The following is a 2388-nucleotide window of genomic DNA, read 5'->3' on the forward strand; positions in this document are numbered from 1 at the left end:
TACGGAATCATCAAATTGTCAAGCAGCTGAATTGCCAACCGAAGGTCACGCTTCCACATTTTACTTCTTGAGCCCTACTAGCGGAGACTCTATTTATTCATGTTTAAATTCCCATAGTTTTATCAGCGACTCTCTAGCTATTAACATCTAAGCTTTTCAGTCTAATCACTTCAGCTCAATATTGTATAGTAGTCATATGCAGATTCAGTATGAGCGATTAAATTTTTTGCTAGCATGATCAAGCAAGCCGTTAAACTTAACTACTTTATTAATTAGCTCTTCTAAATTATCGCCTACTAACTGTTCTTTACCGTCTAGAGTTAAGGTTGCATCATTAATAGTTGATTTTATCAAATAATCTTGCAGTGCTTGTTCATTCTTTAAATAAAGCTCGGCTGCTCCTTTCTTTACCTTATAAAGCGGTGGCTGGGCTATGTATAGATAACCTTTATTTATTAGCTCCGGCATATGACGATAAAAGAATGTAAGTAATAATGTTCTAATATGTGAACCGTCAACATCAGCATCGGTCATAATAATAACTTTATGGTATCTAAGCTTTTCTAAGGAAAATTCTCGTTCAACACTAATCCCAAGAGCTGTAATTAACGTACCGATTTGGTCCGAAACCGAGCATTTTATCAAACCTTGCTCGCTCAACGTTCAAAATTTTACCACGCAGAGGCAATATAGCCTGAATTTTACTATCCCTACCCTGTTTTGCAGTACCGCCCGCAGAGTCTCCCTCAACAATAAACAATTCTGAAATTGCCGGATCTTTTGCATGGCAATCGGCAAGCTTACCGGGTAAATTCGAGACTTCTAAAGCTGATTTTCTTCGAGTTAGCTCCCTTGCTTTTCTAGCAGCTTCACGAGCATTAGCCGCTTCCATAATCTTAGCTATAATTGCCTTAGCTTCCGCCGGATGCTCTTCAAACCACTCAAGAACCTTTGTATAAACGGCATTCTCAACAACCCGGTCGTACTTCGGAGCTTACTAGCTTATCTTTTGTTTGAGAAGAAAATTTAGGGATCAGGAACTTTAACGGAAAGCACACAACATAGCCCTTCCCCTAGTATCTTCACCGCTAAAGTCATTTTTAGCTTTTTTTATTAAGACCCGTAGTATCAAGGTAAGAGGTAATAACACGTGTTATTGCTGATTTGAAAGCACTAAGATGAGCTCCACCGTCACGCTGCCCTAATATTATTAGTAAAGCATAAAATATTTTCGTGATAAGAATCGTTCCAATGCATCGCAAGCTCAAGACTTATACCGGACTCATCATTCTCCGTATTAACTACTATACATGGATGAATAGCGTGCTTCGCTCTGTCTATATATTTTACATAAGCTTCTATACCGCCCGTATAATAAAACTCTACTTCCTTAGCTTCTTCAAAGCGATTATCAACGAATAAAATCTTTACTCCTGAATTTAAAAAAGCAAGCTCACGAAGACGATGTTCTATAGTGCCGGAATCAAATTCTATATTAGTAAACGTTTCTACAGATGGGAAAAAAGTAACTTCCGTACCTTTTTTGTCAATATTTTCTTTGACAACCGCAAGCGGAGCTTCCGTTATACCATTATTAAATCTAATCAAATATTCCTTATTATTACGCCAAATACGCAGCTCAAGCCACTCAGAAAGAGCATTTACAACCGATACACCAACACCGTGTAGACCGCCTGAAACCTTATAAGAGTTCTGATCAAACTTACCGCCGGCGTGAAGTTGCGTCATAATAACTTCAGCTGCCGATATTCCTTCTTCTTCATGAATTTCAACGGGTATACCTCGCCCGTTATCAGATACGGTTACCGAACCGTTTTTATTTAATGTTACTCGTACTAGATCGCAATAACCGGCGAGCGATTCGTCGATAGCGTTGTCGACTACTTCATAAATCATATGATGTAGACCCGACCCGTCTCCAACGTCCCCGATATACATTCCGGGTCTTTTTCTTACAGCTTCAAGACCTTTTAAAACCTTAATAGAATCAGCACCGTATGATGATTCGTTAAATTTTTCTTCAATTTCCGACATAATCTTTATATTTATATATTTAGCTCTATATTATTTGTTGCTAGAAACAATAAAAATTACTATAACGTAACTTATTAAAATAGTAAAGTTTCTTGATTTAAAATTAGCGAGATAACAAAATAAAGGCTGACACCGTCATTGCGAACGACTGAAGACCTTGTTGCATAGCTCTTATGTCATTCCCGCAAGAGCGGGAATGACACCGAAACTTTAAGTCAACTTTTTCTAGTCAATACCAAATTAGCGAGATAACAATGAATATATTAAAGTTAAAAAATATTTTCGACGTGATAGATGATTATGATGTGTTTTTATTTGATCTTTGGGGTGTAA

General features: G+C 37.4%; 1 pseudogene. It reads right to left on the reverse strand.

Features of this window, described 5'->3' with window-relative positions:
• Window positions 1–210: 210 nt before the first annotated feature.
• Window positions 211–2055 (reverse strand): annotated as a pseudogene (gene gyrB / locus REIS_RS14380) (DNA topoisomerase (ATP-hydrolyzing) subunit B); the annotation flags it as partial.
• Window positions 2056–2388 lie beyond the last annotated feature (333 nt).

It is taken from the genome of Rickettsia endosymbiont of Ixodes scapularis, assembly GCF_000160735.1.
Lineage (GTDB): Bacteria > Pseudomonadota > Alphaproteobacteria > Rickettsiales > Rickettsiaceae > Rickettsia > Rickettsia tamurae.